This window comes from Campylobacter sp. S4:11, from assembly GCF_024723695.1.
GTDB lineage: Bacteria > Campylobacterota > Campylobacteria > Campylobacterales > Campylobacteraceae > Campylobacter_D > Campylobacter_D jejuni_C.
This window is the reverse complement of sequence record NZ_JANQDC010000007.1, coordinates 66,008-92,447: the sequence shown is the minus strand read 5'-3', so window position 1 is coordinate 92,447 and position 26,440 is coordinate 66,008. Positions and strand designations below refer to the sequence as shown.

26 protein-coding genes are annotated in these 26,440 nt (G+C 29.3%); 14 read left to right on the top strand and 12 right to left on the bottom strand.

Annotation, left to right across the window (positions count from 1 at the left end; all coding sequences use genetic code 11):
- Positions 1-66 precede the first annotated feature (66 nt).
- From CAMP5053_RS04045 to mog, 6 genes are read left to right on the top strand one after another with little or no spacing between them, the layout of a single operon-like run.
- On the top strand, positions 67-1,473 hold the full coding sequence (locus tag CAMP5053_RS04045; RefSeq protein WP_087699528.1) for a COG3400 family protein: 1,407 nt from the start codon (positions 67-69) through the stop codon (positions 1,471-1,473).
- A 7-nt stretch (positions 1,474-1,480) separates the two neighbouring features.
- Positions 1,481-2,539, top strand: a complete 1,059-nt coding sequence (gene aroB / locus CAMP5053_RS04040; protein WP_337217323.1) for a 3-dehydroquinate synthase — start codon at positions 1,481-1,483, stop codon at positions 2,537-2,539.
- Positions 2,536-4,065: a mechanosensitive ion channel domain-containing protein gene (locus CAMP5053_RS04035; RefSeq protein ID WP_214100601.1), complete on the top strand. Its 1,530-nt coding sequence runs from the start codon at positions 2,536-2,538 to the stop codon at positions 4,063-4,065. Before aroB ends, CAMP5053_RS04035 begins: the two co-directional genes overlap by 4 nt.
- Positions 4,062-5,318, top strand: a complete 1,257-nt coding sequence (gene mtaB / locus CAMP5053_RS04030) for a tRNA (N(6)-L-threonylcarbamoyladenosine(37)-C(2))-methylthiotransferase MtaB (protein ID WP_337217322.1) — start codon at positions 4,062-4,064, stop codon at positions 5,316-5,318. The genes CAMP5053_RS04035 and mtaB overlap by 4 nt, the downstream gene beginning before the upstream one ends.
- The gene (locus tag CAMP5053_RS04025) at positions 5,308-6,915 is read left to right on the top strand and encodes an AAA family ATPase (RefSeq protein WP_337217321.1); all 1,608 of its coding nucleotides are present in this window, start codon (positions 5,308-5,310) and stop codon (positions 6,913-6,915) included. Before mtaB ends, CAMP5053_RS04025 begins: the two co-directional genes overlap by 11 nt.
- Complete coding sequence (mog, locus tag CAMP5053_RS04020) at positions 6,909-7,436, top strand: molybdopterin adenylyltransferase (RefSeq protein WP_039618174.1); 528 nt, start codon at positions 6,909-6,911, stop codon at positions 7,434-7,436. The genes CAMP5053_RS04025 and mog overlap by 7 nt, the downstream gene beginning before the upstream one ends.
- A gap of 12 nt (positions 7,437-7,448) precedes the next feature.
- Here the strand turns inward: mog and CAMP5053_RS04015 are convergent, their stop codons facing one another.
- From CAMP5053_RS04015 to CAMP5053_RS03970, 10 genes are read right to left on the bottom strand one after another with little or no spacing between them, the layout of a single operon-like run.
- Entirely contained in the window at positions 7,449-7,823 is a 375-nt protein-coding gene (locus CAMP5053_RS04015) for a rhodanese-like domain-containing protein (protein WP_214100598.1), read from the bottom strand.
- Positions 7,824-7,825: 2 nt separating this feature from the next.
- Positions 7,826-8,161 carry a rhodanese-like domain-containing protein gene (locus CAMP5053_RS04010; protein WP_214100597.1) on the bottom strand — a complete coding sequence of 112 codons (336 nt, stop codon included), beginning with the start codon at positions 8,159-8,161 and terminating at the stop codon, positions 7,826-7,828.
- Complete coding sequence (htpG, locus tag CAMP5053_RS04005) at positions 8,158-9,987, bottom strand: molecular chaperone HtpG (RefSeq protein ID WP_087699542.1); 1,830 nt, start codon at positions 9,985-9,987, stop codon at positions 8,158-8,160. Before htpG ends, CAMP5053_RS04010 begins: the two co-directional genes overlap by 4 nt.
- An 11-nt stretch (positions 9,988-9,998) precedes the next feature.
- Positions 9,999-10,367 (bottom strand): fluoride efflux transporter CrcB, encoded by a 369-nt coding sequence (gene crcB / locus CAMP5053_RS04000; RefSeq protein ID WP_087699545.1) that lies wholly within the window; start codon positions 10,365-10,367, stop codon positions 9,999-10,001.
- On the bottom strand, positions 10,364-11,053 hold the full coding sequence (locus CAMP5053_RS03995; protein WP_087699547.1) for a lysophospholipid acyltransferase family protein: 690 nt from the start codon (positions 11,051-11,053) through the stop codon (positions 10,364-10,366). The genes crcB and CAMP5053_RS03995 overlap by 4 nt, the downstream gene beginning before the upstream one ends.
- On the bottom strand, positions 11,031-12,236 hold the full coding sequence (locus CAMP5053_RS03990) for a hypothetical protein (RefSeq protein ID WP_337217320.1): 1,206 nt from the start codon (positions 12,234-12,236) through the stop codon (positions 11,031-11,033). Before CAMP5053_RS03990 ends, CAMP5053_RS03995 begins: the two co-directional genes overlap by 23 nt.
- Positions 12,230-12,880 (bottom strand): phosphoribosylformylglycinamidine synthase subunit PurQ, encoded by a 651-nt coding sequence (gene purQ / locus CAMP5053_RS03985; RefSeq protein ID WP_337217319.1) that lies wholly within the window; start codon positions 12,878-12,880, stop codon positions 12,230-12,232. Before purQ ends, CAMP5053_RS03990 begins: the two co-directional genes overlap by 7 nt.
- The gene (gene purS / locus CAMP5053_RS03980; protein ID WP_039618190.1) at positions 12,877-13,113 is read right to left on the bottom strand and encodes a phosphoribosylformylglycinamidine synthase subunit PurS; all 237 of its coding nucleotides are present in this window, start codon (positions 13,111-13,113) and stop codon (positions 12,877-12,879) included. Before purS ends, purQ begins: the two co-directional genes overlap by 4 nt.
- A gap of 8 nt (positions 13,114-13,121) precedes the next feature.
- The gene (gene purC, locus CAMP5053_RS03975) at positions 13,122-13,835 is read right to left on the bottom strand and encodes a phosphoribosylaminoimidazolesuccinocarboxamide synthase (RefSeq protein WP_337217318.1); all 714 of its coding nucleotides are present in this window, start codon (positions 13,833-13,835) and stop codon (positions 13,122-13,124) included.
- Position 13,836: 1 nt separating this feature from the next.
- Positions 13,837-15,153, bottom strand: coding sequence for a S41 family peptidase (locus CAMP5053_RS03970; RefSeq protein ID WP_337217317.1), 1,317 nt, complete (start codon positions 15,151-15,153; stop codon positions 13,837-13,839).
- A gap of 207 nt (positions 15,154-15,360) precedes the next feature.
- Between CAMP5053_RS03970 and CAMP5053_RS03965 the strand changes: the two genes are divergently transcribed.
- From CAMP5053_RS03965 to CAMP5053_RS03945, 5 genes are all read left to right on the top strand, one after another.
- Positions 15,361-17,934, top strand: a complete 2,574-nt coding sequence (locus CAMP5053_RS03965) for an ATP-dependent Clp protease ATP-binding subunit (protein ID WP_337217316.1) — start codon at positions 15,361-15,363, stop codon at positions 17,932-17,934.
- A gap of 160 nt (positions 17,935-18,094) precedes the next feature.
- On the top strand, positions 18,095-19,234 hold the full coding sequence (locus CAMP5053_RS03960) for a hydrogenase small subunit (protein WP_337217315.1): 1,140 nt from the start codon (positions 18,095-18,097) through the stop codon (positions 19,232-19,234).
- Positions 19,235-19,236: 2 nt separating this feature from the next.
- Positions 19,237-20,952: a nickel-dependent hydrogenase large subunit gene (locus CAMP5053_RS03955; RefSeq protein WP_039618199.1), complete on the top strand. Its 1,716-nt coding sequence runs from the start codon at positions 19,237-19,239 to the stop codon at positions 20,950-20,952.
- Between the two features lie 15 nt (positions 20,953-20,967).
- Positions 20,968-21,660, top strand: coding sequence for a Ni/Fe-hydrogenase, b-type cytochrome subunit (gene cybH / locus CAMP5053_RS03950; protein ID WP_039618201.1), 693 nt, complete (start codon positions 20,968-20,970; stop codon positions 21,658-21,660).
- A complete protein-coding gene (locus CAMP5053_RS03945) occupies positions 21,657-22,190 on the top strand; it encodes a HyaD/HybD family hydrogenase maturation endopeptidase (protein WP_087699560.1) in 534 nt (177 codons plus the stop codon). Before cybH ends, CAMP5053_RS03945 begins: the two co-directional genes overlap by 4 nt.
- Positions 22,191-22,211: 21 nt before the next feature.
- Here CAMP5053_RS03945 and CAMP5053_RS03940 read toward each other — a convergent pair whose 3' ends face one another.
- The gene (locus CAMP5053_RS03940) at positions 22,212-22,634 is read right to left on the bottom strand and encodes a PepSY-like domain-containing protein (protein WP_087699562.1); all 423 of its coding nucleotides are present in this window, start codon (positions 22,632-22,634) and stop codon (positions 22,212-22,214) included.
- A gap of 135 nt (positions 22,635-22,769) precedes the next feature.
- Between CAMP5053_RS03940 and gltX the strand changes: the two genes are divergently transcribed.
- The 3 genes from gltX to CAMP5053_RS03925 are packed head-to-tail and all read left to right on the top strand — an operon-like array spanning position 22,770 to position 25,992.
- On the top strand, positions 22,770-24,065 hold the full coding sequence (gene gltX, locus CAMP5053_RS03935) for a glutamate--tRNA ligase (RefSeq protein ID WP_087699564.1): 1,296 nt from the start codon (positions 22,770-22,772) through the stop codon (positions 24,063-24,065).
- 1 nt (position 24,066) lies between these two features.
- Complete coding sequence (locus tag CAMP5053_RS03930) at positions 24,067-24,354, top strand: YggT family protein (protein ID WP_012661430.1); 288 nt, start codon at positions 24,067-24,069, stop codon at positions 24,352-24,354.
- Positions 24,355-25,992, top strand: a complete 1,638-nt coding sequence (locus CAMP5053_RS03925; RefSeq protein ID WP_337217314.1) for a lytic transglycosylase domain-containing protein — start codon at positions 24,355-24,357, stop codon at positions 25,990-25,992.
- Here CAMP5053_RS03925 and CAMP5053_RS03920 read toward each other — a convergent pair.
- Positions 25,880-26,374: a hypothetical protein gene (locus tag CAMP5053_RS03920; RefSeq protein ID WP_214100587.1), complete on the bottom strand. Its 495-nt coding sequence runs from the start codon at positions 26,372-26,374 to the stop codon at positions 25,880-25,882. The two genes, CAMP5053_RS03925 and CAMP5053_RS03920, sit on opposite strands and share 113 nt — an antisense overlap.
- Positions 26,375-26,440 lie beyond the last annotated feature (66 nt).

The window sequence follows — 26,440 nt, the reverse complement described above, 5'->3', positions numbered from 1 at the left end:
AATTTAAAACTTTAAAATATAAACTATAACTTTGCTATAATTATATTTTGTATTTTAGAGGTATAAATGAATAAAATTTTATTATTAGCTGATGGAGTTTATGCGAAAGATTTTTTGAAGAAAATTCATAGTAATAAAACCTTCAAAGAATCTTTGAGTGTTGTTTATTATAATGATGAAAGTGTGGATTTAAGTTTAGAGAATGAACAAATTTCTTTTTATAAGTTCGATCCTACAAGTTTGGTTAAGTTAGAAAATTTGCTAAAGGAAAATTTCCATCAAGCTATTATTTATATGCAAGATGAGGCTGATATGCTAGCTTGCTATAAAAATTTAAGAAAATTACATTCAAGATTAAATATAGTTATTATGGATTTATGGAATAGCCATATTGATGATAATTTTTGCGAAGTGATTAACATCTATGATACTTTAAGCACAAGGCTAACAGGTTGTATGGATAATATGCCATCAACTGCTCAATTTATAGGACTTGGGCAAGGTGAGATTATGGAGGTTAGAATTCCTGCAGGATCAAGCTTTGCTTATAGACATATAAGCTCTATTAGTCAAAAGCGCTTTAAAATTGTAATGGTTTATAGAAATAATGAATTTATCCTAGCTAGACCTGGGCTTATTTTGATGCCAAATGATAGTATTTTGATCGTAGGCGATCCTAAAGTTTTGCAAAGTGTTTTTACTAATGTTAAAACAAGCTTGGGACGTTTTCCATCGCCTTTTGGAGACAATATACTTTGTATTATAGATATGAAAAAAATGAGTGAATTTGCTATAGAAAAACTTATTTTTGCAAGCTTGCTTTTGCATATAAGGATTAATAGTAAAAAGCTTTATTTTAAAGTGATTAATCCTACTTTAAATCCTATGTATTACAAGCTTAAAGCTTTGCATAAAAATAGTATTGAAGTAATATTTGATTTTATAAATACCAATATAAAAAATACTAAACCTTTTGTGGAAAATACTAGTATAGGCTTGATGATAGTTGAAGATTATCTTTTTGAAAAAGAAAAAAACTTTCTTTTTACTTTGAAAATTCCAATACTTAAAGCTGGTAGAGGTGATTTTGCAGATTTAAAATCTTCGGTAGTTTTAAGTTCAAATTTTGAAGATGTGGAAGGTATTGCATCAATTATGCTTGATTTTAATAAACAAATTCAATTAGGACTTTCTTTATACTATTATGCTTTAAAATTAAATAAAGCAGAAATTTTTGAATATCGCCAATACTTCGAAAGTCTTTCAAAACTTCATGATGAAAAATTACTTTTAATAGAAGAAAATGAACATAATCCTATTAATAACTTTTCTTATAAGCAAAATATATTGCATTTTGTACCATTTAATGAAAAAATTTTAGGTAGTAATTTCAATAAAATTTTAAAAACAGATTTAAATACGATATATTATAAGATGAATAAAAATTATCAATTATTTATACCATCACTGTGAGAAAATAATGCAAGTTAAGGTAAATTTAGATAAAAATACGAGTTATAATGTCTATATAAATGAGTTAGAAAAGTTGAATTTTGATACTAAAGTAGTGATTTTGACTAATGAATTAGTAGCAAAATTACATTTAGGTATGCTTTTAGAAAAAATTAAAGCTAAAGAACTTTTTATCATAAAAATTAAAGATGGTGAAGAGTATAAAAATTTACAAACTATAGAATATATCTTAGATCAGATGTGTGCATATAAACTAGATAGAAAAAGCTTGCTTATAAGCTTTGGTGGAGGGGTGATCTCTGATATGGGTGGTTTTGTAGCAAGCATATACCAAAGAGGGATAGAATTTATCAATATCCCTACAACTTTACTAGCTTGCGTGGATGCAAGTGTGGGTGGTAAAACCGGAGTGAATAATAAATTTGGCAAAAACTTAATAGGTACTTTTTATCAACCAAAAGCAGTGTATTGCGAGAGTAAGTTTTTAAAAACTTTACCTTCGAGAGAACTAGCTGCGGGTATGGCTGAATTTATTAAAATGGCTGTGGTTTTTGATAAGGAAATTTTACCTTTTTTGGAAAGTTTAGACGAGGATAAATTTTTAAATACTAAATTAGATGATATTATTTTAGCTCAAATCATCCAAAAAAGTATAGAACTTAAAGCTAATGTGGTTTCACAAGATGAAAAAGAAAGTGGTTTAAGAATGCTTTTGAACTATGGTCATACTTTTGCTCATGTTATAGAAAATCAAACAGGATATAAAAAGTACTTACATGGTGAAGCTGTGGCTATAGGTATGAACATGGCAAATATTTTAGCATTAAATTTGGGGTTATTAAGTGAGCAAGAATGCCAAAGAGTGCAAAATTTACTTATGAAATTTAAATTACCTATATCTTATAAAATTCCAAATATAGAAGAATTTTATAATGCCTTTTTTTTAGATAAAAAAACACATTTTGAAAAGATTAATTTCATTTTAGCTTGTGGTCTGGGAAAAGCTTGTATAAAAAACGATATAATCAAAGAAGATATTTTACGCACTTTAGAGGTGTTTGCATGAAAAAGATTTTTTTGCTTTTATTTTTATCTTTTATAGTGCTTTTAGCACAAGATGATGTAAAACATTTAGAGCAAAAATTAAATGAATTGCATAATAATTTAGCATACAATACCTGGGTGATTAAATATAATAATTTTAATATTTATAAAAAAACCCAAGATGAAATTTTAGCTTTAGAAAAAGAAAGTTTAAAGGCTAATGAGCGCAATAAAAGTATTATAGAAAGACAAATTTTGATTTTAAAAGAAAGATTAGAGCTTTTAAGTGAGTATAAGAGTGCTAATTTTTCTAAAATGGTTTTAGCGCCTGAAGAAGTTGACAAAATAGATAAACTTACCAATCCTTTAGCTATCATTTCAGCGTATTCACATATAAAAAAACTAAGACGTGACAAGGAAGAATATATCAATATTTTAAATAGTTTCAAGCAAACTTTAGATGAGCTTATAAAAGAAAATGTTTTGGTAACTGAGATAGCTAAATTAGCTCCTAGTAAAGAATATGATGAGTACTTAAAAGCTTCTAATCAAATGGTAAGGGATTTTTCACAGACCTTGCGTTTTGGAGAAATTTCTTATTCTGTATATGAGAAAAAAATTCAAGAAGAAATTGAAAAAACAACTGCTTCTATTAAAATTCAAGGCGTGAGAGCTTTTAATATAGTTTTGGCTATTATTATAGTTATAGCTATAGCGTTTTTACTTAAATTTATAGCTAGAAAATATATAGGTGATAATGATCGCTTTTATACGGCAAATAAAATTATCAATTTTATTAATATTAATGTAATTGTTTTAATTTTGCTTTTTGGATATATTGAAAATATTAGTTATTTAGTGACCGTGCTTGGTTTTGCTTCTGCTGGTTTGGCTATTGCTATGAAAGATATGTTTATGTCTATGCTTGGTTGGTGCGTGATAGTTTTTGGTGGGAGTTTTAGAGTAGGTGATAGAGTTAGAGTTTTTCAAAATAACACGCATTATATTGGTGATATAATTGATATTTCATTTTTAAGAATAACTTTATATGAAGATATTTCTTTGCTAACTTATACAGATAATAGAAGAAGTGGTAGAATAATTTTTATCCCAAATAATTTCATTTTTACTAATCTTATATCAAATTATACTCATCATGGTATGAAGACAGTTTGGGATGGACTTGATATTACTTTGACTTTTGATTCAAACCACCAAAAAGCTTTAGAGATAGTAGAAGAAATTATCACAAAAGCTTCTAAAGGCTATACAAAATTAGCAAAAGAATCTATGAGTAAATTAAGAAATGAATATAGTATTAGAAATCCTAAGGTTGAGCCTAGGTTTTTTACATTTTTAGAAGGTTATGGTATGAGAATTTCTGCTTGGTATATGACAAATTCTTATGCGGCCTTGGTTTTAAGAAGTAATATAAGTAAAGAGATTATCAATGAATTTAACAAACATGATGATATAAAAATAGCTTATCCATCGCAAAATTTATATATGGCAAAACATGAATTTATAGAAAACAAGGAAGATGTTTGAAAAAAAAGGTATATTTTAAAACTTTTGGTTGTAGAACTAATATTTATGATACGCAATTATTAAAAACTTATATTAAAGACCATGATATTACACAAAACGAGCAAGAAGCTGATGTAATAGTGATAAATTCTTGTACGGTTACAAATGGTGCTGATAGTGGGCTTAGAAGTTATATTAATGGTGTAAAAAAAAATGGAGTTAAGGTTATACTTACAGGTTGTGGTGCTGTGAGTAAGGGAAAGGATTTTTTTGATAAGAAAGAAATTTTTGGAGTTTTAGGAGCTTCTAATAAAGATAAAATTAATGAGTTAATCTCGCAAGATAAAGCTTTTTATGAGCTTGGAAATTTGCACTTTATCGATACAAAAATCGTAAGTAATTATGAAAATCACACTAAAGCTTTTGTGAAAATTCAAGAAGGATGTGACTTTGCTTGTAGTTATTGTATAATCCCAAGTGTTAGGGGTAAATCAAGAAGCGTGCTAAGTGAGGAAATAATAAAACAAATCAAACTTTTGGCTCAAAATGGCTATAGTGAAGTAGTTTTAACGGGTACTAATATAGGAAGTTATGGTTTAAAAGATAAAACTACGCTTGGAAAATTATTACAAGAAATAGGTAAGATTAGTGGTATAAAAAGAGTAAGGCTTGGGAGTTTGGAGCCTGCTCAAATTGATGAGAGTTTTAAAGAAATTTTAGATGAACCTTGGCTTGAAAAGCATTTGCATATTGCCCTGCAGCACACTCATGAAAAAATGCTACGCATAATGCGTAGAAGATCACATACACAAAATGATTTAGCATTGTTTAATGAGTTAAGTCAAAAAGGTTTTGCTTTAGGGACAGACTTTATCGTAGCACACCCTGGAGAAAGTGAGTTAATATGGCAAGAAGCTTTAGAAAATTTCAAACAGTTTAAACTTACGCATATTCATGCTTTTATTTTCTCACCACGTGATGGAACACATTCTGCTTCTATGAGTGAGCGAATTAATGGTGAAATAGCCAAAGAAAGATTAAATATTTTAAAAGATATAGTCGCACAAAATAATTATGAGTTTAGAAAAAATCAAAAAGATACTTTAGAAATTTTAGTAGAAAGTAAAAAAGATGGTTTTTATGAAGGCTATGATCAATTTTTTAATAAAATCAAAATTACAAGCAAAGAAGATATTGCTAAACAATGGATAAGCATTGAAAAGTATGAATGCAAAGAAGATTGTAACTATGTAAGGTTAGAGAATGAAAAATAAAAAGATTATCTTAGCTTCATTTTTATTGCTTTGTGTTTTTGTAGTAGTTGCATTTATAAAAAATCAACCTGATTATATTAGCAAGGCTGCTTATGAAGAGCTTTTAGAACAAAATTTAATCCAAAAAGCTATAATAGAAAATAATGAAATATTATTAAAAAGCAAAGAAGGAAATTTTTTAATCGCTAAAGATGTAGTGGATTTAAATGCTTTGTGGCAAAAAATTCCTTTAGAATATGCTAAAGATTATAATTTAAGCGAGTTTTTTTTGATATTTATTTTACTTGCTTTTCTTATAAGTTTTTTACTCTTTCTTAATAAAAAAAACAAAGATAGACAAAATTTATTTTCTTTAGAAAAAAATATTTTAGAAAAAAATGAACAAAATAACACCATACAAGATGTAGTAAGTGAAGTTAAATTTAAAGATGTAGCAGGGGTTGATGAGGCTAAGGTAGAGCTTTTGGAAATCGTTGATTTTTTAAAAAATCCACAAAAATATAAAGATTTTGGTGTGAAAATGCCAAAAGGGGTTTTACTGGTAGGTCCTCCTGGAGTGGGTAAAACTTTGATAGCAAAAGCTGTAGCAGGCGAGGCTGGGGTACCATTTTTTTATCAAAGCGGGGCTAGCTTTGTAGAAATTTATGTAGGTATGGGTGCAAAAAGAGTTAGAGAACTTTTTTTAAAAGCTAAATCAAAAGCTCCAAGTATTATTTTTATAGATGAAATTGATGCAGTTGGTAAAAGCAGGGGGGATTTTTCTAATGTAGAAAGAGATAATACTCTAAATCAGCTTTTAACTCAAATGGATGGATTTGAAGATAATAGCGGTGTTATAGTAATGGCTGCTACAAATAAAATCGATCTTATGGATAACGCACTATTAAGATCGGGGCGTTTTGATAGAAGAATTTTTATATCATTACCTGATTTTAAAGATAGAATGTATATTTTACAAAATTATATGAAAGAAAAAAAATCTAGTGTAGATTTAGAAAAAATCGCAAAAGCTAGCGTGGGTTTTAGCGGAGCAGCCTTAGAAACTTTGGTTAACGAGGCGGCCATTAATGCCATAAGAAGAAAATCAGATTTAATAGAAGAAAATGATTTTTTTGCGGTATTGAATAAAGTTTTAATGGGTAAAAAAAAGATTTTCTCATTGAGTGATAAGGAAAGAAAAATTCAAGCCACATATCAAGCAGCTAAAGCTTTGTGTGCTTTTTATTTTGACGTTAAATTTGAAAAAATTACCCTAATAGAAGATAGATTTAAAGAGTATGAAAATACCATCAAATCAAAATCAGAATTATTGAACAAAATAAAAGTTTTTTTAGCAGGTTCGGTTGCTATGGAGCTTATTTTTAATGAAAGTTACACTAATGCACAAAGCGATCTTTTAAAAGTTAAAGAATTACTCGCTTTTATGGAAACTTTTGCTATGGCAAATGAGGGTTTATTGCAAGAGCAAAAGCATGAAGTGAAAGAATTTTTAGAATTAATGAAAGAAAAAGTAGTGAGATTAGCTAGTATTCTTTTGGAAAATGAAAAAATAGAAAAACAAGATGTAGAAAAAATCATAATGGAGTTAAAATGGTAAAAATAGGAATTTTAGTGCTTTCAGATAGAGCAAGTAGTGGAGTTTATGAAGATAAATCTGGAGTAGAGATAGAAAAAATTTTAGATTCTTATATAAAAAATGAAAAAAGCTTTTATTATGAGCTAATTCCTGATGAGTATGATTTAATCATAGAAAAATTAGCTTATTTAGCTGATGAAGTAAAATGTGATTTGATTTTTACTACAGGAGGTACAGGGCCTGCTTTGCGTGATGTGACACCAGAAGCAACACAAGCAGTGTGTGATAAAATGCTTCCAGGTTTTGGAGAGCTAATGCGTGCAAAAAGCTTAGAATATGTGCCAACGGCTATACTTTCAAGACAAAGCGCAGGTATAAAAGGAAAATCATTGATTATTAACTTACCGGGTAATCCAAAAGCTATAAGAGAATGTATTGAACCTATATTTCCTGCTATACCTTATTGTGTGGATTTAATAGGCGGAGCTTATATTGAAAATAATGAAGAAGTAATTTCTGTATTTAGACCAAAGAAAAAGTAAGTCTAGTTAGACTTACTTTGAGGTTTCATAGCCTTGTGATAAAAGTGCGTTCATACCGCCTTTTAAATTAGTAACTTCTATACCATTTTGATCTAATAAAGCAGAAGCTTTAGCACTTCTTGCTCCACTTCTACAAACTATAGCAATAGGTTTTTTACTTGAAATCTTTTTAATTTCCTCGACGAAATTTTTATTAATACCGCCATCTTCATTATAAAAGCTAATTTTAATGGCATTTTTTATTATGCCAGTTTGTGCCCATTCGCTAGGTTTTCTTACATCAATTACTTGATAATTTTCCAAAATATCCGCATTAATATCGATATTTTTAACTTCTGCTAAAACAAAACTAACACAAAGTGCTAAAGATAAAAATATTTTTTTCATAATCAACCTTCTTTTTTTGTAGCTTCATAACCTTGCGATAAAAGTGCTACCATGCCACCGTCTAGATTAGTGCATTCTATACCTAGGGTATCTTCTATCATCATAGCAGTATGTTTGCTTCTTGAGCCTGTAGCACATACAAAGGCTATGTTTTTATTTTGATAATCTGCTTTTTCTTTAAACTCTTGGATGAAATTTTCATTCATAAAGCCATTATCATCGCAAAGTGCGATGAGTATAGCTTCTTTTATAACCCCGCTTTTCCATTCGCTTGGGGTTCTTACATCTATAATGCAAAACTCGTGCAAAATATCTTTAGAAATAGCTATATTTTTCATTTTTCTAAAGCCTTGGAAACGATTTTGCTTAAGGCATTGTTGAATTCGCTAGGGTTGTCTATACCCATACCTTCGCTAAGTTTAGCCATATTTAAAAGAATATGTGCCATTTCATTAGCTAAGGTATCATTCTCTTTTAAGGCTTTTAAAATTTCATGATTAGGATTGATTTCAAGTATAGGTTTAACTTGCTGTTCTTGCCCCATTTGTTTAAGAATTTGTTGCATAGCAAAATCAGGTTTATTTTGATCATAAACAATACAACTTGGACTATTTGAAAGTCTTTGGCTAAGTTTTACCTCTTCAACTTCATCTTTTAAAACTTCTTTTATTTTGATGAGTAAGCTTGCAAATTCAGCCTTTTGTTCTTCGCTAGTTTCTTCGCTAGCTAGATGGTTAATAGCACTAAATTTTAAGCCTTCAAATTCATTCATCATAGGCATAACTATGGTATCAATTTCCTCATCAAGTAATAAAACATTGATATTTTTTTGTTTATAGCTTTCAAGAAGTGGAGAATTTCTTAATAATTTTTCATTTTTTCCACTAATATAAAAAATTTCATTTTGACCTTCAGCTAGGTTTTGTTTATACTCTTCAAGATCAATTAATTCTTCTTTATTTGAGTTTTTAAAGTATAAAAGCTTAGCTATAGCGTCTTTATTTTCGCCAAAACCATATAAACCTTCTTTTAAAACTTTTCCAAAATTCTCATGAAATTTAAGATAGTTTTCTTTATCTTTTTCTTTGAATTTTTTAAGTTCTGCTAGGATTTTTTTAACACTTGCTTCTTGAACGCTTTTTAAGATTTTATTTTCTTGTAAGATTTCACGACTTACATTAAGCGGTAAATCTTCTACATCAATAATCCCGCGTACAAATCTTAAATAAGTTGGTAATAATTCTTTATCATCATCACTTATAAAAACTCTTTTTACATAAAGTTTTAAACCACTTTTATAATCTACTCTATATAAATCAAATGGAGCTTGTGCGGGTATAAAGAATAAAGAATTATACTCTATAGAACCTTCAGCTTTTGTGTGGATATAAAGCATAGGTTTATTTGAGTCATGAAAGTTTTGCTCATAAAATCTTTCATAATCTTCAGCTTTTAAACTTGCTTTATTTTGTCTCCATAAAGCACTTGCTGTATTAATTTGAGTATTTTTTAATTCTCTTTTAGGTTCTTTTTCGCCTTCTTCTAATGGTAAATATTCTTCTTTTTCCATAAAAATAGGAAATTGTATGTGATTTGAGTATTTTTCTACTATGCTTTCAATACGGTATGAGTTTAAAAATTCTTCATCTTTTAAATGCAAGGTTATACAAGTGCCTTGCTCATCTTTATTTGCATCTTCTATTTCATAACCACTAGCATCAGAAGTCCAAAGATAAGCTTTATTATCTAATGCTTTTTTGCTTAATACTTCTATTTTAGAAGCTACCATAAAAGCAGAGTAAAAGCCTACACCAAATTGTCCTATAAGCTGAGAGTCTTTTTTAGCATCTCCGCTTAAATTTTCTAAAAAGCTTTTTGTACCGCTTTTAGCAATGGTTCCAAGGTGATTGATTAAATCTTCTTTATTCATACCTATACCATTATCGCTTATGGTTAGGGTTTTTGCTTCTTGATTGAAGTTGATTTGAATTTTTGGTTCAAATTTTAGATTTTTATAAGCATCATCACTCACGCTTAAATAACTAAGTTTATCAAGTGCGTCGCTTGCATTAGAAATAAGCTCTCTTAAAAAAATTTCTTTGTTTGAATACAAAGAATGAATCATAAGTTGTAAAAGTTGATTAACTTCAGTTTGAAATTGCATTTATATCTCCTTTATTTAAAAATTAAAAAACCAATCCATACTGCCAAAAGACAAAGGATAACATTTAAAATAATATTTAGAAAAAAGTGAAAATAATCACCACTTTGCAAAAATAGCAAATTTTCATAAGAAAAAGTTGAAAAAGTCGTAAAAGCACTTAAAAAACCCGTGCTAATTAAACTTTTAGTAAAAATATGCACACCTTTAAAGTTTGCATAAGAAAAAAACAAGCCCATTAAAAAAGATCCTATGATATTAACAAGTAAAGTACCATAAGGAAAATCATGTGGAATGATTTTATTAAAAAAGCTACTAGTAAGCATTCTAGATATAGCTCCTAAAAAGCCACCAAAACCTACAGCTAAAATCGTACTAATCAAGCTTGTGCCCTTTCGCTATCTAAGATTGTTTGCATTTTTTCTCTAGTTTGCTCAAGCCAATCATTTTTACTTGTATCAACAAGATCAAGAAATATTACTTTTAAAACACCGCTATTTGCACTAAATTTCTGGGTGTCTAAAATTTTAGCTGAATCAACAATTACCACAGGTTGGACTTTTAGCTTAAGTTTCTCACTTAAAATTTTAGCTCCGACTTTAAATTTTAAAAGTTTTTGTGTTTTAGATCTTGTACCTTCTGGAAAAATAGCTAAGACTCTATCTTCTTTTAGTCTTTCTTTAGCTTCTTTTAAAAGTTTTACTAGACCTTTTGGGCTTCTATCTATACAAATAATTTTAGGTTTTTTAATCAAAGTTTTAAAAACGGGGAGTTCGCCAAGTTCTTTTTTGGCTATCCAAGATATATTTTTTGGGCATAAATCTTCCAAAACAACTATGTCTAATAAACTTTGATGGTTAATTAAAAGTAAATTAGCTTGAGGATGTATAGAGCCCTGAGTTTGAATTTTATAATTTATTACATATTTTTGTAATTTTGACCATACTTTCCTGATTTTCCAAATTTTTTCTTGTGATTGTAATAATAAAAAGGCAATACATAAAAATATAATAGATAAAATAAATTCAATCCAAAATATTAAAGCTTTAAATCTTTGATAAATCTTCACTTTTCACCCAGCCTATTTTTCCATTACTAAATAAAATCTTTCTATATTCTTCTCTTGAATCTAACACTTCTACTTCTTGTTTGTATTTTCCAGAATAAAAATGAGTTGAGTTTAGAGTTGGTAAAATTTGCACTTTACTTTCAGCTTTTAATATAGCTTTATATATGTTGTTTTGAGCTAAAAAACTTGCTATTAGAGCCAAAATTGCTAAACCTAAAGCTACATAGCTTTTTTTAAATACAAACCATAAAGCAAAAATACCACACAAGCTCCATAAAAATACTTGTTTGTAAAAATTAAAATCATTAGTCTTTGGATTTAAATCACTTTGTGTGCTTATACTATCTTCTTTAAGTTCTATTTTTAAGGAAAAATCTTTTAGTTCTTTAGAATTTAAATTAAAATAAGAAAAATCAAAACGTGTTTTGCTTTTATCTAAAATAGCATAATAAAATCCACTTTGTTTTTCAAAATCGCCTTTAATAGCTTCTACACCTTGTTTTTGAATATCTTTTATGTTAAAACTTGCTAGGTTTGTGTTTTCTCCTGCAAGTTCTATAAATAAAATCATATTATCATTATCAAAATGACTTGCCTTTACTTGTTTAACCTCTAAATTACTTGCAACTATGTGTGAGTATTTATTAGAAGGAGCGTCGATTTTTTTAAGTCTAATAGGTTTTATAATTAGTGATGAGCTTTGAAAAATATGATCATTTCTGCTTAATGAAACGATGATTTTGTTTAAATTGGCATTTAAACTTTTAGCTTCAAACCATAATTTTGTATGATATGAATTAGCCTTTTGCTCCCAAATAGGATTAGGATTGATCCAAAGCATATCATCATTTTTTTCAAAACTCACATTTAAATCAAAACTTACATTAGTTGTGGTGATAACCTCAAGATCTATAGCAAAAGCTTCATCTATGTAAGCTTCATCAGTGTATTCTTTTGCATTTAATACCAAAGAACTTTGAGGAATAAAATTTTCATCATTGATTTTACTTTCATAATTACTCTCATCGCTTGGGGCGATAGTTTGATAAATTTGCTTAGCTTGATCGTCTAATTGATTGTAATTTTTTTCTAAGGTGTTGTAATCTTCAAAAACACTGTTTTCTTGAGCATATAAATTAAGTGCTAGTAAAAAAATACAAAAAACTTTGAAGGTTTTTAGCAATTTAAAAATCCTTCAAACATTTTAAGTCCTACTTTTGATCCAAGTATATCATCACACATTCTTTCAGGGTGAGGCATAAGTCCAAAAACTTTTTTATTTTCATCACAAATTCCAGCTATATCGTTTAAAGAGCCATTTGGATTATTGATATATCTTAACAAGATCATATCTTTATCTTCTAGTATTTTAATACCATCTTCGCTATTGAAATAATTTCCCTCTCCATGAGCAATAGGTAATTCTATAATGTCATTTTTATGAAAATTTTTCAAAAAAACATTATTGTTTGATACTACTTGTAATGCTTGCATTTTAGAAATAAAACTTAAGCTATTATTGTGTTTCATAGCTCCCTTTAAAAGACCAAGTTCTAATAAAATTTGGAAACCATTGCAAATACCTAGGACATATCCACCTTTTTGCGCATGTTCTTTAAGTGTTTTCATAGCAGGAGCAAGTTTTGCAATAGCTGCACATCTTAAATAATCTCCATAAGAAAAACCACCTGGTAAAACGATTAAATCTGCACTAAAATCTTGTCTTTCATGCCAAATGATTTCAGTTTTTACGCCTAGTTTTTCAAAAGCATAAGCTGTATCAAACTCACAGTTAGTTCCAGGAAAACGAATAATAGCTACTTTCATAATATTATCTCATAATCTTCTATCACAGTATTTGCAAGTAATTCTTTACACATTAAATCAACTTGTTTTAAAGCTTCTTCTTTATCATCGCAAGCTATATCAAAACTAATTTGTTTTGAGGTTTTAACATTTGCTATGTTATTAAAATCTAAAGAATGCAAAGCTTTTTCTATGGCTTTGCCTTGAGGATCTAAAACTCCATTTTTGAGTGTGATATTTACAGTTACTTTCATTATTTTTCCTAACTTAAAATTCTTTTTAATACTTCTTCATAGGCCATTTTTACATTACCTAAGTCTTGTCTAAAGCGGTCTTTGTCTAATTTTTCATTAGTTTTGCTATCCCAAAATCTACAACTATCAGGGCTAATTTCATCAGCTAGTATCATATTTCCTTCACTATCAATACCAAATTCTAATTTAAAATCAATCAGTCTCAATCCTTTAGATTCAAAGAATTTAACTAAGATAGAATTAATATGTCTTGCAGTTTTTTTGATTAGCTCTAAATCTTTTTCACTTTTTACTAAATTTAAAACCAAACAATGTTCATCGTTGATGATAGGATCACCCAAATCATCATTTTTATAACAAAACTCAACTACAGCAAAAGGTAAAATCGTGCCTTCTTTAATGCCTAATCTTTTTGTTAAAGATCCTGTAGCTACATTTCTAGTAATAACTTCAATAGGTATAATATTGCATTTTTTAACAATTTGCTCTTTATCGCTGATGGTTTCTATTAAATGTGTTTTAATACCTTCTTTTTCTAAAAGATGAAAAATTTCAGTACTAATTTTGCAGTTTAATGCACCTTTTCCTGCTTCGTTACCTTTTTTTTCTGCATTAAAAGCAGTTAAATCATCTTTAAATTCTGTGATGAGTAAATTCTCATCATCAGTTTTAAACATTTTTTTACCTTTTCCCTCGTATAAAAGATCTAGTTTTGTTGCCATTTTACTCTCCTTTTGTGATGTTTAAAATTTTGATTGCATCAATTGCTGTTTTTAACTGTATATCATTATCAATTTGTTCTTTGGTGATGATATTTTTATCTTCTTTATTATCTTTTTTCTTTTCTTGATGTCCGATTTTGTCAAGTTCAGCTTGTAAGTGTTTTTTTAGGTCACTTTCTTTGATTTCAAAGCCATGGTTTTCTTCTTTACTTACTTTTCCTGGGAATACTTCTATATCAGGACTAACCCCGACAGCTTGTATGGTTCTACCACTTGGTAAATAATATTTTGCTATAGTAAGTCTTAAGCCTTCTTTACCTTTTTCATCCATAGGTAATATAAGTTGTACACTACCCTTTCCAAAAGTTTTTTCACCTATGATAATAGCACGTTTAAAATCTTGCAAAGCTCCACTTACAATCTCACTTGCACTCGCGCTGCCACCATTTACAAGTACTACTAAAGGTGCGTTTGTGATTTTTTTACTAGGATTTGCTTTAAATTCTACATTCTCACTCTCTATTTTACCTTTTTGTGAAACAATGACTCCTTTGTCTACAAAAAGATTTACTAAGCCTACGGCTTGATTTAAAATGCCACCTGGGTTAGTTCTAAGATCTAGTATAATCCCTTTTACATCGGAATGTTTTTTGATCGCTTTACTAGCCTCATCTACAACATTTTTATCAAAATTAGTTACTCTTAAATAAAGTAAATTTTCATTTTTAATTAACTTAGCGTAAACACTATCTACTTTGATAATATCTCTTTTTAGATTAACATCAAATGGTTTTGCATCACCTTTCCTATAGATAGTTAGAGTGACCTTTGTCTTAGGTTCTCCGCGCATTTTAGAAACAGCTTCATTTAAAGTCATACCTAAGGTTGATTCGTTATTAATTCTTAAGATAATATCATCGGTTTTAATACCTGCTTTATCTGCTGGACTTCCTTCTATAGGAGCTACAACGCTAATTGCTCCATCTTTTTGCGTAATAGTAAAGCCAAGTCCACCAAATTCTCCATTAGTTTGCTCTTTAAGTTCTTTATAACCTTTTTCATCTAAGAAAGAAGAGTGAGCATCTAAATTTGTTAGCAAACCTGCTATGGATTTATCAACTAAATCTGTATAATTAACATCATCAACATAATATTGTTCTATAATGGACATTGTTCTTGTGAGTTTAGATAAAGCTTCTATTTTCTTTTCTGCTTCACTAGGAGCGGGATTTTTAGCTTGTAAATTAGTAAAAATAAAAGAAGCGGTTACTAAACTACAAATGCTAGCTGCGATAATAAGATTTCTTTTTGTCTTCAAAGGAAAAACTCCAAAATAAATATGAATTCATAAAATAATTATCTAATTTTAGTTATTTTTGCTTAAAAAATCGTAAATAAAGTAAATATTTTTATGATATTAGTGTGTATATATAAAAAATTATTTATAAATATAACTAAATAAACTTGACAATAATAGACTAAAGTTATATAATACATCTCATATAAAAGTAAAAAAGGAGTAAAAATGGCAAATATACAAGATTTTTTAACAGACTCTATGCTTTCAAATATAGAAAGTGCGATTTCTTTGGCCATTCATTCTAAAAATAGTGAAATAAAACCTTTGCATTTATTATGGGCTTTAAGTGTTGATAGTTCAAGTTTGCTTAATCAAGTTTTTAATAAATTAAATGTTTCTAAAGAGGCATTTGAATTAGAAGTAAAAAGTAAAATTTCATCTTTTCCTACTAGCTCAAATGTAAATAAAGATAATATTAAATTTTCAAATGAATTTATTAATTCTTTAGAAAAAGCAAAAGGCTTAGCTTTAGAAAATAAAGATAGTTATTTAGCTGTGGATATATGGCTTGTTTCAGAAAGTACGAGCGGGGTTATTAAAGAACTTTTATCTAAATTTGTAGATTTAAATGAGTTTAAAAAAGAATTAGAATTCATTAGAGCAGGAGTTAAAATAGAAACTAAAACAAGCGATGAAACACTTGATTCTTTGTCTAAATTTGGTATTGATTTGACTATGAAAGCCAAAAACAATGAACTTGATCCTGTTATAGGTAGGGAGGAAGAAATTCAAAGATTAATGCAAATTTTAATCAGAAAAACTAAAAATAATCCTATTTTATTAGGCGAGCCAGGGGTAGGAAAAACTGCTGTAGTAGAAGCCTTAGCACAAAGAATAGTAAAAAAAGATGTTCCTACTTCATTGCAAAATAAAAAAGTCATAGCTTTGGATATGAGTGCTTTAATAGCAGGGGCAAAATACAGAGGTGAATTTGAAGATAGATTAAAAGCTGTTGTAAATGAAGTAATAAAACATAAAAATATAATTTTATTTATAGATGAAATTCACACCATTGTAGGTGCGGGTGCAAATGAAGGGAGTATGGATGCAGCAAATATTTTAAAACCTGCTTTAGCAAGAGGTGAACTTCATACTATAGGTGCTACAACCTTAAAAGAATATAGAAAATATTTTGAAAAAGACGCGGCCTTGCAAAGAAGATTTCAACCTGTAAATGTAGCTGAACCTAGTGTAAATGAAGCTTTAGCAATGCTAAGAGGTATAAAAGAAAAATTAGAAATTCATCATAATGTAACTATTAATGATAGTGCCTTAGTAGCAGCTGCAAAACTATCTAAGCGTTATATAGCTAATAGATTTTTACCTGATAAGGCGATTGATTTAATTGATGAGGCTGCAGCAGAATTAAAAATGCAAATAGAAAGTGAGCCAAATTCTTTAAGAAAGGTTAGAAAACAAATTGAAAGCTTGGAAGTGGAAAATGAAGCTTTAAAAATGGAAGAAAATGAAGCTAATGAAAAAAGATTGGAAGAGATTAAAAAAGAATTAGCAAATTTAAAAGAAGAGCAAATCAAACTTAATGCTAAATTTGAAAATGAAAAAGCAGTATTTAATGGTATAAGTGCAAAGAAAAAAGAAATTGATACTTTAAAAAATGAAGCTATTTTAGCTAAAAATAAAGGAGATTTCCAAAAGGCTGCTGAAATAGAATATGGCAAAATTTTAGAGTGCGAAAAAGAGGTATTAAAATTAGAAGAAAAATGGAAACAAATGACCCAAGAAGGAGTTTTGCTTAAAAACCAAGTAGATGAGGATTTAGTAGCTGGTATTTTAAGTAAATGGACAGGTATTAGCGTGCAAAAAATGCTTACTTCTGAAAAGCAAAAATATTTACACATTCAAGAGTATTTACAAGAAAGCGTCGTAGGACAAGATGAGGCTTTGAGTGCTTTGGCTAAAGCTATTAAGCGTAATAAAGCAGGGCTTAATCAAGCAACCAAGCCTATAGGAAGCTTTTTGTTTTTAGGGCCAACTGGAGTAGGTAAGACAGAAAGTGCTAAGGTTTTGGCTAAATTTTTATTTGATGATGAAAAAGCTATGGTGCGTTTTGACATGAGTGAATTTATGGAAAAACACAGTGTATCAAGACTTTTAGGCGCACCTCCAGGATATATAGGGCATGAAGAAGGTGGGGAATTAACTGAAGCTGTTAGAAGAAAGCCTTATAGTGTGATTTTATTTGATGAAGTAGAAAAAGCCCATAAAGATGTATTTAATATACTTTTGGGAATTTTAGATGATGGTAGAGCTACAGATAGTAAAGGTGTAACGGTTGATTTTACTAATACTATCATTATCTTAACTTCTAATATAGGTGCAAATTTTATTATGGAGTTAAAGGGCGAAGAAAAAGAAAAGGCTATTAAAGAAGCTCTTAGAAACTTTTTTAGACCTGAGTTTTTAAATCGTTTAGATGATATTATTACTTTTAATCCTTTAGGAGAAAGTGAAGCTGAAAAAATAGTTAAATTACTTTTTAATGCCTTGCAAAAAAGTCTTCAAAATAGGGGTATTAAAGCAAGTTTAAGTGATAATGCTACAAGTTTAATAGCAAAGGTTGGTTTTGATGTGGATTTTGGCGCAAGACCATTAAAAAGAGCTTTGTATGACATGGTAGAAGATAAATTAAGTGATATGATATTATCTGATGAATTAAATGAAAATGATGAAATTATTATAGATTCTAAAGATGGTGAGATTATCATTATTAAACAATAAGCAAGTGTAATACTTGCTTATTTTAGAGTAAAATTATCCTATTAACATTAAATTGTAAATACTTCGTATATTTGTTTAAAAAATTATTATTTTTTTATCTATTCTTAACAATAAATATTTTAAAATCTTTAATGATATTTCTATATTTAAGGAACAACAAATGAGTGATTTAGATATTTTTAATCGCCGTTTAGACGCATTAGAAAAACTTCCTCTTTTGAAAAATGAGATTTCCATCTCTAAAGCCTTGGAGCAATCAGGTTTTTCAAGAAGAGATTTTATGAAATGGGCTAGTGCAATGACTGCATTTTTAGCACTACCTGCTAGCTTTACTCCAGTAGTTGCAAGAGCTGCTGAGCTTAGTGATAGACTTCCAGTGATTTGGCTTCATATGGCTGAATGTACAGGATGTTCTGAGAGTTTATTAAGAAGTGATGCTCCTACTATAGATAGTTTAATTTTTGATCATATTTCTTTAGAATATCATGAAACTATAATGGGTGCAGCAGGTTGGCAAGCTGAGCATAATCTTGAAGCTGCTATGGAAAAATACAAAGGTAGATATATTTTAATGGTAGAAGGTGGTATACCAACAGGTGTCACAGAAAACTTTTTAACTATAGGACCACACGGTAAAACAGGTAAGCAAATAGCAGTTCAAGCTTGTGATAATGCTTTGGCTATTTTTGCTATAGGTACCTGTTCAGCTTTTGGTGGTATTCAAGCTGCTAGACCTAATCCAAGTAATGCTGTGAGTTTAAGTAAAGTTACAAATAAAACAGTTATTAATGTTCCAGGTTGTCCTCCAAGTGAGAAAAACATTATAGGTAATGTGATTCATTATATATTGTATCAAACATTACCAGCGCTTGATGCTTATAACAGACCAAAATGGGCTTATGCTTTAAGAATTCATGATCTTTGTGAAAGAAGAGGACGCTTTGATGCGGGTGAGTTTGTACAACAATTTGGTGATGAAGGGGCAAAAAAAGGATATTGTCTTTATAAAGTAGGTTGTAAAGGACCTTATACTTTTAATAACTGCTCAAAAGAAAGATTTAATCAACATACTTCATGGCCGGTACAAGCTGGACATGGTTGTATAGGTTGTTCTGAGCCTGATTTTTGGGATACTATGGGGCCTTTTGAAGAAGTGATGGCAGGAAGATTATTTGATACTGTTTATGGCTTGGGTGCTGATAGCATTTCAGATAAAATCGGTATAGGCGTGCTTTGTGTAACAGGTGTTGCTGTTGCTGCACATGCTGTGATTGCTTCATTAGAAAAGAATAAGGATTAAGAATGTCAAAAAGAATTATTATAGATCCACTTACTAGAATAGAAGGACACTTAAGAGTTGAAGTGGTGGTTGATGAAAACAATGTTATCAAAGAAGCATATTCAGGATCAACTCTATGGAGAGGTTTAGAAACTATTGTAAAAGGCCGTGATCCAAGAGATGCAGGCTTTTTAACTCAAAGAATTTGTGGTGTTTGTACTTTTTCGCATTATAGAGCAGGAATTATTGCAGTGGAAAATGCTTTAGGTATCACTCCACCATTAAACGCAGTTTTAACTAGAACTTTAATGAATGCAGCTTTATATATGCATGATCATCCTGTGCATTTTTATCAACTTCATGGACTTGATTTTGTTGATGTTGTAAGTGCTTTAAGTGCTGATGTAAAAAAAGCAAGCGATGAAGCATTTAAATATACTGATATGCCTTATGCAACAGGTGCAGATAAACTTTTAGAAGTTCAGCAAAGACTAAAAACCTTTGTAGATAAAGGAAATCTTGGACCGTTTGCAAATGCTTATTATGGACATGCGACTTATCGCTTTACTCCTGAGCAAAACCTTATTGCACTTTCACATTATTTAGAATGTTTAAGAATTCAAAGAACAATAGCTCAAGCTATGGCGATTTTTGGTGCTAAAAATCCTCATCCACAAAGTTTAACTGTAGGTGGTGTAACTTGTGTTATGGATCTTTTAAACCCATCAAGAATGGCTGAATATATGACTAAATTCCAAGAAGTTGCTGATTTTATTAATCGTGCTTATTATCCGGATTTAATCATGGCTGCAAAAGCTTATTCTAAAGAAGCAAGCGTGTTAAACGATGTAGGGGTAAATAATTTCTATACCGAGAGAGAATTCCAAGTTTCAAGTGATGAATGGTTGTTTGAAGGTGGTATTATTAGAAATGGTGATTTGAGTAAAGTTGAAGAAGTAGATGAAGCTAAAATCACCGAGGAAGCTACAAGAGCTTGGTATGCAGATAATGAAGCTTTACACCCTTATGATGGTAAAACTAATCCAAACTATACAGGCTTAATTGATGGCGAAAGTATTGATGATAAAGGTAATATGGTTCATAGTAAGGTATTTGATACCAAAGGCAAATACAGCTGGATTAAAGCTCCAAGATATGAAAATTTACCTATGCAAGTTGGACCATTAGCAAATATTTTAGTTAATTATGCTAAGGGTAATAAAATCGTAGTAGAAGCGGTTGATTCATTCTTAAAAGCTACGAATTTACCAGTTAAAGCACTTATGAGTACTTTAGGAAGAACGGGTGCTAGAGCAATTGAAGCTAAAATCATTGCTGATCATGGCTTGAAAGCATTTAATTCTTTGGTTGAAAATTTAAAAACAGATGAAAGTACTTGTGCTACTTATGTAATCGATAAAAACAAAGAGTACAAAGGTAGATTTATGGGAAGTGCGCCTCGTGGTGCGTTGAGTCATTGGTGTAGAATTAAAAATGGTGTAATTGAAAATTGGCAAGCAGTAGTACCTTCTACTTGGAATGCAAGTCCAAAAGATGCAAATGGAGTAGGTGGTAGCTATGAGCAATGTCTTATCGGTATGAAACTAGCTGATGTTAAACAGCCTTTAGAAGTAATAAGAGCTATTCACTCTTATGATCCTTGTATAGCATGTGCTGTGCATGTAATGGATACTAAAGGTAATAATCTTAGCGAGTATAAAGTAAATGTAAATTTATAAGGAAAGGACTTTAGTATGGATTCTAAACATTCCTTAAAATCAAACAGAAAGGCTGAATACGAATTTAGTATCGGCCTTCGTTTTACACATTGGTTAAGAGCGGTTGCAATCGTGATTTTAGTGGGAACTGGATATTATATTTCTTATGTATTTCAATCTCCTTCTGTTTCATCTGAACCGACTTTATTTATGCAGGCAAAATACCGCATGGTGCACCAAATTTTTGGTTTTATTATGATAGCTTGTGTGCTTTTTAAAACATATTTGTTCTTTTTTGATCCAAAAAGTGCAAACGAAAGAAGAAGTATTAAAGATATTTTTAATGTAAAATTATGGATAGAGCAGATTAAATTTTACATTTTCCTAGGAAAACACCCGCATTTACAAGGTGTGTATAATCCTTTGCAATTTGCAACTTATTTTTTCTTTTATCTTGTTATGTTTGGGCTTATTTTAACAGGTCTAATCCTTTATATGCATGTATATCATGAAGGCTTGGGTGGATTTTTATACAATATCTTAAGACCTATTGAGGTAATGCTAGGTGGATTGGCTGATGTTAGAACTTACCATAGAATTTTAATGTGGGTTGTGTTGATTTTTGTTCCAGTGCATATTTATATGGCTGTGTTTAACTCAGTTAAAGGTAAAGATGGTGCTTTAGATGCTATCTTTAGTGGTTATAAATTTGTAAGAGAAAATCATTGAAACTTCTAATCTTAGGTATTGGTAATATTATGTTTGCAGATGAGGGCTTAGGCGTTCATCTTTGCAAACTTTTAGAAAAAAATTATAAGTTTTATCATGAAAAAGACTCAGTGAGTTTTGTAGATGGTGGAACTTTGGCTTTACAACTTAGCTATATTATAGCTGAATATGATGAAATGATTGTGATTGATTGTATTGCAGCAGATGATGCTAAGATCGGAGATATTTTTTTCTTTCCTTATGATGCAATGCCAAAAAAAGTTAACTGGAGTGGTAGTGCGCATGAGGTTGAAATGCTTCAAACTTTACAATACATGGAGCTTATGGGAGATTTACCTAAAACTCAAATTTTAGCTTGTGTGCCAAAACGCATAGAACCATTGAGTTTTAAACTTTCAAAAGAAGTCTTGAATGCTTTAGAAAAAATGGAGAAAATTTTACTTGATTTTTTAGAGAAAAAAGGCTTTACTTATGAGAGAGTTGCTAATTATAATATACAAGAGCTTGCTCTAAATTCTTACAAAAGCTAAGCAAAAAGCTTAGCTTAATTTTTAATCATCAAATTTTTGTCCTAAGAAATTTCCATTTACATCAGTATAAATTTCCATCATATTATTTAGTTTAAATTTATAACCTTGAATTTCTTTTTCAACTTTAATTATGCTTGCATTTGGGTGCATTTTTTTAATTGTTGCCAAAACATTTGGACTTAAAAAAGAAGTATCAATCGGTCTGTATTTTGCATCAATTTCTTTCCAATCTCCATTGATGAAAAACTCAAGTTCAGTTCCATTGTCTAAATAAACATCAAAGCTATCAATGTCTTGTTTAACTAAAGCTATGTTTGAGCCTGTAAAGTGTTTTTGTATAAAATTTTTAGAATTTGCTGGTAAAGCATTTACACCTACAACCATATCTTTAGCAAAAACACAACTTGCTAGAGCTAATGCCATTAAAGCTATTTTTAATTTCATTTTTTATCCTTTGAATTGAATTATTTGTAAAATCATATAAATATTGAGTGAATTTTGTGTGAACTTTGTTTTTTTTTAAAATAAATAGCAAGTATTTAATTGTATAATGATAAAAAAGTTTTAAAAGGATAGATAATGTATAGGTTTGCACCATCGCCTACTGGAGATATGCATATTGGAAATTTAAGAGCAGCTTTGTTTAATTATATTAAAGCAAGACAAGAAAATACAGATTTTATTTTGCGTATTGAAGATACGGATAATGCTAGAAATATTGCTGGAAAAGAAGAAGAAATAAAAGCTATTTTAAAAGAATTTGGTATAACTTGGCAGCATTATTATGTGCAAAGTGAGAATTTGAAATTTCATCGTCAAATGGCTTTAAAGTTAGTAAGTGAAAAAAAAGCTTTTGCTTGTTTTTGTACTGAGGATGAATTAGCTCATAAAAAAGAATTAGCTAAAAGTAAAAATCAAGCATACAGATACGATGGTACTTGTGAAAAATTAGCAGATATTGATGTATTAAATTGTGAAAAACCTTTCGTAATTCGTCTTAAAAAACCTCAATCGCAAATGCAATTTACTGATTTTATTAAAGGTGAAATTAGTTTTAATCCTGAAGATATTGATAGTTTTGTGATTATGAGAGCGGATAAAACCCCAACTTATAATTTTGCTTGTGCGGTTGATGATATGCTAGAAGGTGTTACTTGTATTATAAGGGGTGAAGATCATGTCTCAAATACTCCTAAGCAAGAGCATATTAGAGCTAGTTTGGGTTATGATAAAAGCATGACTTATGCACATTTGCCTATCATTTTAAATGAAGAAGGTGTTAAAATGAGCAAAAGAGAGGCTCATTCTAGCGTGAAATGGATGCTTGATAATGGATATTTAGCAAGTGCTATTGCAAATTATTTAATCCTTTTGGGTAATAAAACCCCAAAAGAGATTTTTACTTTAGAAGAAGCTATAGAATGGTTTGACTTGAAAAAAGTTTCAAAATCTCCAGCAAGATTTGACACTAAGCGTTTAATGCAAATTAACCGCGAGCATATAAAAATACTTGATAATGATAAATTAAATTCTTTGTTAAATTTAGGCAAAGATGTAGCGAAGCTTGCAAAATTTTACACTCAAGAAGCTAGCACGCTAAATGAGATAAGAGAAAAAATACAAGCCATTTTTGCAGTTAAAAATTATAATGAATTTGAAAATGAATGTAAGTTGATTAAAGAAGTTTTAAAAGATTTGGATTTACCTCAAGAATATGATGAGTTCAAAAAGATTTTAATAGAAAAAACAAATTTAAAAGGAAAAAATTTCTTTATGCCTTTGCGTTTAGTATTAACAGGGGCTACTCACGGGCCTGAAATGAGTGAAATTTATACTCTAATCAAGCCTTTTATCAAAGAAATTATAAAGGAGTAAAATGGGAGTTGGAACAAGTTTGATTGTGTCTTTGGTACAAATTTTTTCTTTAGTGATTGAAATTTATGTTTGGATTATAATCATTGCTGCATTGATTTCTTGGGTAAGGCCTGATCCGTACAATCCTATAGTGCAAATTTTATATCGTTTAACTAATCCTGCTTATGCTTTTGTAAGAAGATTTATTCCTACTACTATAGGAAGCATTGATTTAGCACCTTTGATTATTATTTTAGGATTAAAATTTATTCAAATATTTTTATCAAATTTAATTTTAGGAAGTTTATAAGTGTTGAAAAAAAGTGTAGTATTACTTTTGGCTGGAGTAGTTTTTGCAAATAGTGCTATGTATTCTTATAAAGAATTAGAGCAAAAACCAAATTCTTTGGCTAAGGATTATTATTTATATCGTTTATTAGAAAAAAATGAATTTAAAAAAGAAGAAGTCGAAGGTTTAAAAGAACATATTTATCGTTATGCAGGGCGTATTAAAAATGCCATTGAAGCTATTATTCCACCTTTGGGATATAATAAAGAATATGAAGCTTGTTATAAATTTAACACGCAAAATATCTTAGATGCTAATGCTACTTGTCAGCTTATAAGATTGAACAGTTTAACTTTTATACAAGATCTTAATGCTTCAGTGCGTAATGAGATGAAAAAAAATATCCCACAGGATAATCCAAATTTAGTAAAGCTTTTAGAAGCTTTTAACGCTAAAGATCCTTTAAGTTATGCAGTTTTAAATTATGATAGTGCAAATTTTTATAAAATTTATGGCTTTTTAAAAGATAAAAAGGATTTTTTCCTAGAAAAAGATTTTGTTGATGAATTAGCAAAAGAAAAAGAATTTACAAATTTTGTAAAAGAAATTATCATTAAGAAAAAAAGTCCATTGATAAGAAAATCTTTGGTCAATGTGGATGCAAATTTAACTTTTCAAGATAATGCATTTTACTTAGGTGTGAATGCTATTTTAGAAAATGACGATAAAAAAGCATTGGAATTTTTCCAAGTAGCAAAAGATACCTTTAAAAGCAAGCCTTTAGCAGATAATGCAAATTTTTGGATTTATTTAATCACTCAAGATAAAAAGTATCTTGATGAGCTTGCTCAAAGTGATTCTTTAAATATTTATAGTCTTTATGCAAGAGAGTTAAAGGGCTTGCCTTTGCCTAAAATAGAAGAATTAAAGCCAAAAAAACAAAAAAATGATTTTGATATGAAGGATCCTTTTGCTTGGCAAAAACTTGCAAAAGAAATTGCAAAAGGCACTCCTAATGAGTTAGAAAAGCTTGCCAAAGATTTTTATACTAAAGAAAACATCGCTATTTATGCTTATATTAAAGAAAGAGCTGAGGGTTTTAAAAAGCATTATTTTATAATGCCTTATTTTGAATATTTAAAGGATTATTCTACGCAAAGAAAGGCTATGATTTTAGCTTTAGCTAGACAAGAAAGTCGCTTTATACCAACAGCCATTTCAACTTCTTATGCTTTGGGTATTATGCAATTTATTCCATTTTTAGCTAATCATATAGGTAATAAAGAGTTACAAATTCCAAATTTTGACCAAGATATGCTTTTTGATCCAAAAACAGCTTATACTTTTGCAAATCATCATTTAGATTATTTAGAATCTAAACTTAATTCTCCGGTTTTTGTTGCATATGCTTATAATGGAGGTATAGGGTTTACCACTAGAATGCTTAAAAGAGAAGATATGTTTAGAGTAGGAAAGTACGAGCCATTTTTATCTATGGAACTAGTTCCTTATGCAGAAAGTAGGGTGTATGCTAAGAAAGTTTTAGCTAATTATATTGTGTATTTACATCTTCTGAACGATAATACACCGATTTCGAAATTTTTTGAAACTTTAACTCAAAACACTGATTCTCAAAACACAAATCAAGTTGCAAAATAGGTTTTTGCACTAATTCATCAAGGGTGATTTTGTAATAACTTGCATAATCACTTTTGACGATATATTTAAACAACTCATCATTTTGATCTAAGACTTTTAAGTTAGTTTTTTCTCCATTTATGAGTATTGAAATTTGCTCTTGATTGATGTTGATATTTGGTAAAAAACTAAGCACAAAAACTTCTTGTTGACTTTTTTCATCTAATACAGGATTTAGATAGCTTAATAAAGCAACTACTCTATTATCTTTATAATTAAAATTGATTTTTTGTGCATACATAAGAGTTTGGCTTTTTAAATTGATTTCGCTTTGTTTTTGAGTTTTATTTGAGCATGCAGTAAAAATAAGTGTTAAGAAAATAATCATATAAATTTTTTTCATATTTTATTCCTAATTTTTTTATAATTATAAGCTTTTAACTTTTAAAAAGATATAATTTTGTTTATT